Here is a 7,445-nt window from a genome sequence, read left to right on the forward strand (position 1 = left end):
CGGGCTGCGGGAACCCCCTCCCCTACCCCCCCTCCCGCAAGGGGAGGGGGGACTCATTTCGCTTTCGCCATGAGTGTCCCCCGACGACCTGGGGGAATTCTGAAAAGGTCTCGCTTGCGGGAGAGGCAATCGGAACGTGCCTCACCGGAAACCTGTCAGCCCTCCGGCCCTCGTGGCAGCAGGAACCGGTCCACCGCCTGCGCGAAGCCTTCGGCGTCGTTGCCGGCGGTGACGAAGTGGGCCAGCGCCTTCACCTCGTCGATGGCATTGCCCATGGCGATCGACAGCCCGGCGGCGCGGAACATCGGCACGTCGTTGGCGGCGTCGCCGATCACCGCCACCTCGGCCGGGTCCACCCCCGCCGCGGCGGCGATGCGGCCGACCGCGTGGCCCTTGTCCGCCTCCGGGTGATTGATGTCGAGATAGTAGCGCTGCGACCGGGCGGCGATGGCGCTGCCGCCCAGCAGGCCCCGCAGCTCCGCCTCGCAGCGCGCCAGCCCGTCGAAGTCGCCGGAGGCGCCGACGATCTTGCCGGCGCGCCCCAGATAGGGGGCGAGATCGGCGACGATGGTCGGCTCGAACCCCACCGTGCGCCGCTCCAGCGGCACATACTCGCCGTCCGGATCGGTCGCGATCCACTGGTCGTCGGCGAACACCCAGGGATCGGCGCCGAAGCGGCGCAGCGTCGCCAGCGCGATCCGCGCCGCCGGCTCCGGCACCGTCAGCGCGGATACCACGCTCCCGTCGGGCCGGAAGATGGTGCCGCCGTTGAAGCCGCCCAGCGGCAGGGCCAGGCCCAGCTGCGCGATCAGCCCCGACAGGCCGCGCGGCGGCCGGCTGGAGACGATCGAGAAGCCGATGCCAGCCTCGCCCAGCCGGCGCACCGCCGCCACCGAGGCCGGGGTCACCACCTTGTCCGGGTCGGCCAGCGTGCCGTCGACGTCGGAGATCAGCAGGGCGATGCGCCCGGCGGGGGCGGCGGGATCGCTCGGGCTTGGAGACCGTTTGGAAATGCGCTGGCGTGAGTCGGCTGGCGGTGGTTTCGAGAACCGGAGCGCAGCGGACGTTGGTCCGTGAGCACCGGAAGCGGAGAAACCGCCGTCAGACGGCCGCGCCAGCAGCATTTCCATACGGTCTCTCACGTCAGCGGCAGCCAGGCGTAGCCGTCGCGCGCCAGCAGCTCGTCGGCGCAGGCCGGGCCGTCGCTGCCGGCCGGGTACAGGTCCGGCGCGGTGTCCAGGCCGGCCCAGAGCTTCTGGATCTGCTGCACCTCGAACCAGCCGGCCTCGATGTTGTCGGCCCGCTGGAACAGCGTCGGGTCGCCGGTCATGCAGTCATAGATCAGCGTCTCGTACCCGGTCTGCGGCTCCGCCTTGAAGTGCTCGGAATAGCGGAAATCCATCTCGACCTGGCCGAGGCGCATCTCCCGTCCCGGCACCTTTGCGGCGAAGCGCAGCGAGATGCCCTCATCCGGCTGGATGCTGATCACTAGCAGGTTCGGCGTCGGGGCGTTGACCGCGTCGCGGAACAGCACCGCCGGCGCCTTCTTGAACTGGATCGCGATCTCGGTCCGCCGCACCGCCAGCGACTTGCCGGTGCGCAGGTAGAAGGGCACGCCGGACCAGCGCCAATTGTCGATCGCCAGCTTCATCGCGACATAGGTCTCAGTGCGGCTGTCCGGCGCCACATCCGGCTCCTGCCGGTAGGCCGCGCGCGGCTTGCCCAGCACCGTGCCGGCGTCGTACTGGCCGCGCACCACCACCTTGGCCGCGTCCTCCGGCGTCAGGTCGCGCACCGCCTCGACCACCTTGGCCTTCTCGGTCCGCACCGCGTCGGCGTCGAAGGAGTTCGGCGCCTCCATCGCGGTCATGGCCAGGAGCTGGAACAGGTGGTTCGGCACCATGTCGCGCAGCGCCCCGGTGGCGTCGTAGAAGCGGCCGCGCCGCTCCACCCCCACCGTCTCGGCCGCGGTGATCTGCACGCATTCGATATGGTCGCGGTTCCAGATCGGCTCGAAGATGCCGTTGCCGAACCGGAAGGCCATGATGTTCTGGACCGTCTCTTTCCCGAGATAGTGGTCGATCCGGTAGATCTGCTTCTCGGTGGCGACGGCCAGCAGCTTCGCGTTGAGGTCCTTCGCCGAGGCCAGGTCGGTGCCGAACGGCTTCTCCACCACCAGCCGGCGAAAGGCGGTGTCGCTCTCCTGCAGCAGGCCGGCGGAGGACAAGGCGGTGGCGATCGGGGCGAAGAAGCGGGGCGCCACGGCCAGGTAGAACACGGCGTTGGAACTGCCGGTGGCGCGCTGCCGCTGCTCCAGATGCGCCGCCAGCCCCTGATAGGTCGACGGGTCGGCGAAGTCGCCGGTCAGGTAGTGGATGTTGCCGGCCAGCCGGCTCCAGGCGGCCTCGTCGATACCGCGCTCGGCGTCGGTGCCGAGCGTGTGCAGCGCTTCGCCCAGGGTCTTGCGGAAGCCCTCGTCGTTGTTCTCGACCCGGTCGACGCCGACGATCTCGAAGCCGGGGTCCAGCAGCCCCTCGCGCTGCAGGTGATAGAGCGCGGGGGTCAGCAGGCGGCCGGTCAGGTCGCCTGAGGCGCCGAAGATGACGAAGGTGCAGGGCGGCGCCGGCGGGGTGCCCGCCGGCTTCGCGGGGGAGGGCGAGATCATCGCGGCCATGGTCAGCCGCCCGCCGGCCGCTCGATATGGCCGCCGAACTTGTTGCGCATCGCCGACAGCAGCTTCTCGCCGAAGGTGTGCTCCTGGCGCGAGCGGAAGCGGACATAGAGCGCGGTCGACAGCACGTCGGCCGGCACCGCCTCCTCCAGCGCCGCCATCACCGTCCAGCGGCCCTCGCCGGAATCGGCGACCGAGCCGGTGTAGTTCGACAGCGTCTCGTTCTCCGCCAGGGCGATGGCGCTGAGGTCGAGCAGCCAGGAGGAGACGACGCTGCCGCGGCGCCACACCTCGGCGATGTCGGCGAGATCGAGCGAGTAGCGCTCGGCCTCCGGCAGCTCCTTCGAATCCTTGTTCTTGAGGATGTCGAAGCCCTCGGCATAGGCCTGCATCAGGCCGTATTCGATGCCGTTGTGCACCATCTTGACGAAGTGCCCGGCGCCGGCCGGCCCGGCATGGATGTAGCCCTTCTCGGCCCGAGGGTCGCGGCCCTCGCGGCCCGGCGTGCGCTCCACCGTGCCCAGGCCCGGCGCCAGCGCCGCGAAGATCGGGTCCAGGTGGTCGACCGCGGCCTTGGTGCCGCCGATCATCATGCAGTAGCCGCGCTCCAGCCCCCAGACGCCGCCGGAGGTGCCGACATCGACATAGTGCAGGTCCTTCGGCTCCAGCGCCGCGGCGCGGCGGATGTCGTCCTTGTAGAAGCTGTTGCCGCCGTCGATGATGATGTCGCCGGGGCTCAGCAGGCCTGCCAGCGCCGTCACCGTGTCCTCGGTCGGCGCGCCGGCCGGCAGCATCACCCAGACCGCGCGCGGCGCCGTCAGCCCGTCCACCAGGCCCTTCAGGTCGGCGGCCGGCTTGGCGCCCTCGGCGGCCAGCGTCTTGATGGCCTCGGCGCTGCGGTCATAGACCACGCAGTCATGGCCGGCGCGCATCAGCCGCCGGACAATGTTGCCGCCCATGCGGCCGAGTCCGATCATCCCGAGCTGCATTCCGTCGATCCTCTCGTTTTCTTCCGGTGCGGTGGTGCTAGCGTAGACCGCGTGAAGCATAGCGATGGTGCGCCCGCGGCGCGCCGGTTTCGAGTCCGAAAGCCGGGGCCGCGTCGATCGGGCGCCCGAGGGAGGATACGGGATTGGATCGAGGCGAACAGCCGCCGGGCGCGCCCGGCGGGCCGGGGCGCTGGACCTCCAGCGCCAAATCGGGCGTCGGCACCGCCCTCTCCGGCACCAGCCGCGTGTGGTTCACCCTCAGCCACGGCATCCTGAACGAGATCTACTTCCCGCGAATCGACACCGCCTGCGTCCGCGACCTGGGGCTGATCGTCACCGGCCCGGGCGGCTATTTCGCGGAGGAGAAGCGCGACGCCCGGTCGGAGACGCGGATGCTGGAGGCCGGGGTGCCGGCCTTCCGCCTGGTCAACACCGCGCTGGACGGCCGCTGGCGGATCGAGAAGACGGTGCTGGCCCATCCGCGCGGCCCGGTGCTGCTGCAGGAGGTCGTGTTCACCCCGCAGGAGGGCGAGCCCGCCGACCATCGGCTGTTCGCCCTCTTGGCGCCGCATCTGGTCAATGCCGGCGCCGACAACACCGGCTGGGTCGACGACTACAAGGGCACGCCGATGCTGTTCGCCCGCGGCACCGACGGGGTGTCGCTGGCGCTGGCCTGCTCGGCGCCGTGGCGCGCCCGCTCGGTCGGCTATGTCGGCGCCTCCGACGGCTGGCAGACGCTGTCGCGGAGCGGGGAGCTGAACCCGGCCTGGCGCCGGGCCGAGAACGGCAACATCGCTTTGGCCGGGGAGATCGACCTGGCCGAGGCGCCGGGCGGCCGCTTCCTGCTGGCGCTCGGCTTCGGCGAACGGCCGGAGGAGGCGGCGCACCACGCCCTGGCCGGGCTGCAGACCGGCTTCGCCGCGGCGCGCGATGCCTATGTCGAGGGCTGGCGGGACTGGCAGGCCGGGCTGCTGCCGCTCGACGGCACCGCGGGCTCCGGGGCCACGGCCTACCGCACCAGCACCGCGGTTCTGGCCAGCCACCAGACCATCGAGTTTCCGGGCGCGGTGATCGCCAGCCTGTCGATCCCCTGGGGCTTCAACAAGGGCGACGAGGATCTCGGCGGCTACCATCTGGTCTGGCCGCGCGACCTGGTGGAGACCGCGGGCGGCTTCCTCGCCGCAGGTGCTGTGGCCGAGGCCAGGGCGATCCTCGGCTACCTGCAGGCGATCCAGGAAGCCGACGGCCACTGGTCGCAGAATGTCTGGCTGGACGGAACCCCGTACTGGAACGGGGTGCAGATGGACGAATGCGCCTTCCCGATCCTGCTGGCCGACATGCTGCGGCGGGAGGGCGCGCTGGACGGGGAGGATCTGGCCCGCTTCGTGCCGATGGTGCGGCGCGCCGCCGGCTTCATCCTGCGCAACGGCCCGGTCACCGGCCAGGACCGGTGGGAGGAGGATGCCGGCTATTCGCCCTTCACCCTGGCGGTGGAGATCGCGGCGCTCCTGGCCGCGGCCGACATCCTCGAGTCGTCGAGCGCCGAGGAGGCGCGCTGGCTGCGCGAGACCGCCGACGCCTGGAACGACGAGGTCGAGCGCTGGACCTTCGCCGAGGGCACGGCGATCTGCAGCCGGCTCGGGCTCAAGGGCTACTATGTCCGCATCGCCCCGGCCGACGCGGCGGACGCGGCCTCGCCGCTCGACGGCTACGTGCCGGTGAAGAACCGGCCGCCGGGCGACGACGCGCGCCGCGCCGCCCTCCTGATCAGCCCCGACGCGCTGGCCCTGGTGCGCTTCGGCCTGCGGGCGGCGGACGACCCGCGCATCGTCGACACGGTCAAGGCCATCGACGCGGTGCTGAAGGCCGAGCTGCCGCAGGGCCCGGTCTGGTATCGCTACAACGACGACGGCTATGGCGAGCATGACGACGGCGGGCCCTTCGACGGCACCGGCATCGGCCGCGCCTGGCCGCTGCTGACCGGCGAGCGGGCGCATTACGAGCTGGCGGCCGGCCGGCCGGACGCCGCCAAGGCGCTGCTGGCGACGCTGGAGCGGTCGGCCGGGGAGGGCGGGCTGCTGCCGGAGCAGGTGTGGGATGCCGACGACGTGCCGGAGCGCGAGCTGTTCCGCGGCCGGCCTTCGGGCAGCGCCATGCCCCTGGTCTGGGCCCATTCCGAGCACATCAAGCTGCTGCGGTCGCTGCGCGACGGCCGGGTGTTCGACCTGCCGCCACAGCCGGTGCGGCGCTACCAGCTCGACAAGATCACCTCGCCGGTGCGCTGCTGGCGCTTCAACCAGAAGCGGCGGGCCCTGCCGGCGGGCAAGGGGCTGCGCCTCGAGCTGCCGGCGGCCGCCACGGTGCACTGGACGCTCGATGACTGGGGGACCATCCGCGACGACGTCACGACGGAGACGCCGTTCGGACTGCATGTCCTCGACCTGCCGACAGTATTGGCGCCGGCCGGCACGCGGATCCGCTTCACCTTCCGCTGGCATGACCCCGAGCGGTGGGAGGGCGCCGATTTCCTGGTGACCGTGGACGGCGAGACCGGCGTCGCGGCCGGCCACGCCGACACGGGGCCAAGTAGTGGCACAAGTAGTGGTGATTGACCTTTTGTGTAGTCGAAGGTTGACGCTTGGTAAGACTAGCCCTCATTCTGTGTCGGGGCATTGCGACAATCGGGTGAAAGCTGGATGAGCCTCCGAGCTTCTCCCGCATTCGGTGGGACAGGCGATGCGATGAAGGCGTTGTCGTCGATGCGTCGCCGAGACCACGAGGGAGGACCGCCTTGAAGCCTGGCATCCTGGCCATCGATGTGGGAGGCACGGGGCTGAAGGCCGCCGTGATCGATGACCGCGGAGAGATGGTGTCGGACCGGCAGCGGGTGCCGACGCCGCATCCCTGCCCGCCGAAGCTGTTCCTCGACACCATCGCGGCGCTGGTCAAGCCGCTGCCACCCTTCGACCGCATCGCCGTCGGCTTCCCCGGCGTGGTCCGCGACGGGCGGGTGATCACCGCCCCCAATCTCGGCACCGAGGACTGGGCCGGCTTCACCCTGGCCTCCGCCCTGTCGCGGCGGCTGGGCGGCGCCCCGGTGCGGATGATCAACGATTCCGAGATGCAGGGCCTGGCCCTGGTCGAGGGCAAGGGGCTGGAGCTGGTGGTGACCCTGGGCACCGGGGTCGGCACGGCGCTGTTCCGCGATGGCGCGCTGGCGCCGCATCTGGAGCTGGCGCACCACCCGCTGCACAAGAACAAGACCTATGACGAGTATCTCGGCAACGCGGCCTTCGAGAAGGCGGGCAAGAAGCGCTGGAACAAGCGCGTGAAGCGGATGCTGGAGGTGCTCGACATCCTGATGCACCCGGACCGGGTGCATGTCAGCGGCGGCAACGCGAAGCATATCGATTTCGAGCTGCCGAAGGGCGTGGTCCTCGCCTCGAACGAGGCGGGGCTGGAGGGTGGCGCCGGGTTGTGGCGCCAGCCTGCGGCCAAGAGCCCGTCCGCCAAACCTGCTCCGGCCAAGGTCGCGAGGGCTTCGGCCCGGGCCGAGAGCGCCCCTGTGAAGAGTGCCCCCATCAAGGCTGCAGCGGAGAATGCCTCCATGAAGAAGAGTACCCCCCTCAAGGCCGCCACCAAGAGCGCGCCTGCCAAGAGCGCTCCGGCCAAGGCCGCGGCGAAGAGCGCGCCTGCGAAGGCTGCTCCGGCGAAGGCCGCGACCAAGAGCGCGCCGGCGAAGGCCGCTCCGGCGAAGGCCGCGACCAAGAGCGCGCCGGCGAAGG

The 7,445-nt window shown here is 71.0% G+C and carries 5 protein-coding genes; 2 read left to right on the top strand and 3 right to left on the bottom strand.

Annotation, left to right across the window (positions count from 1 at the left end; genetic code table 11):
• Positions 1 to 155: 155 nt before the first annotated feature.
• From P409_RS20785 to gnd, 3 genes are read right to left on the bottom strand one after another with little or no spacing between them, the layout of a single operon-like run.
• Complete coding sequence (locus tag P409_RS20785; protein WP_202964746.1) at positions 156 to 1,130, bottom strand: Cof-type HAD-IIB family hydrolase; 975 nt, start codon at positions 1,128 to 1,130, stop codon at positions 156 to 158.
• 8 nt (positions 1,131 to 1,138) lie between these two features.
• On the bottom strand, positions 1,139 to 2,674 hold the full coding sequence (zwf, locus tag P409_RS20790; protein WP_052121047.1) for a glucose-6-phosphate dehydrogenase: 1,536 nt from the start codon (positions 2,672 to 2,674) through the stop codon (positions 1,139 to 1,141).
• 2 nt (positions 2,675 to 2,676) lie between these two features.
• On the bottom strand, positions 2,677 to 3,660 hold the full coding sequence (gnd, locus tag P409_RS20795) for a phosphogluconate dehydrogenase (NAD(+)-dependent, decarboxylating) (RefSeq protein WP_034843003.1): 984 nt from the start codon (positions 3,658 to 3,660) through the stop codon (positions 2,677 to 2,679).
• Between the two features lie 143 nt (positions 3,661 to 3,803).
• Between gnd and P409_RS20800 the strand changes: the two genes are divergently transcribed.
• Positions 3,804 to 6,272 carry a glucan 1,4-alpha-glucosidase gene (locus tag P409_RS20800; RefSeq protein WP_052121049.1) on the top strand — a complete coding sequence of 823 codons (2,469 nt, stop codon included), beginning with the start codon at positions 3,804 to 3,806 and terminating at the stop codon, positions 6,270 to 6,272.
• Positions 6,273 to 6,451: 179 nt separating this feature from the next.
• Positions 6,452 to 7,445, top strand: a 994-nt coding sequence (locus P409_RS20805; protein WP_193366510.1) for an ROK family protein, incomplete at its 3' end; no start/stop codon positions are given.

Source organism: Inquilinus limosus MP06, from assembly GCF_000767795.1.
Lineage (GTDB): Bacteria > Pseudomonadota > Alphaproteobacteria > DSM-16000 > Inquilinaceae > Inquilinus > Inquilinus limosus_E.

Excerpts from the sequence above, each read along its gene's own strand:
- gnd (WP_034843003.1), bottom strand. The coding sequence starts at position 3,660 with ATGCAGCTCGGGATGATCGGACTCGGCCGCATGGGCGGCAACATTGTC.
- zwf (WP_052121047.1), bottom strand. The coding sequence starts at position 2,674 with ATGGCCGCGATGATCTCGCCCTCCCCCGCGAAGCCGGCGGGCACCCCG.
- P409_RS20785 (WP_202964746.1), bottom strand. The coding sequence starts at position 1,130 with ATGGAAATGCTGCTGGCGCGGCCGTCTGACGGCGGTTTCTCCGCTTCC.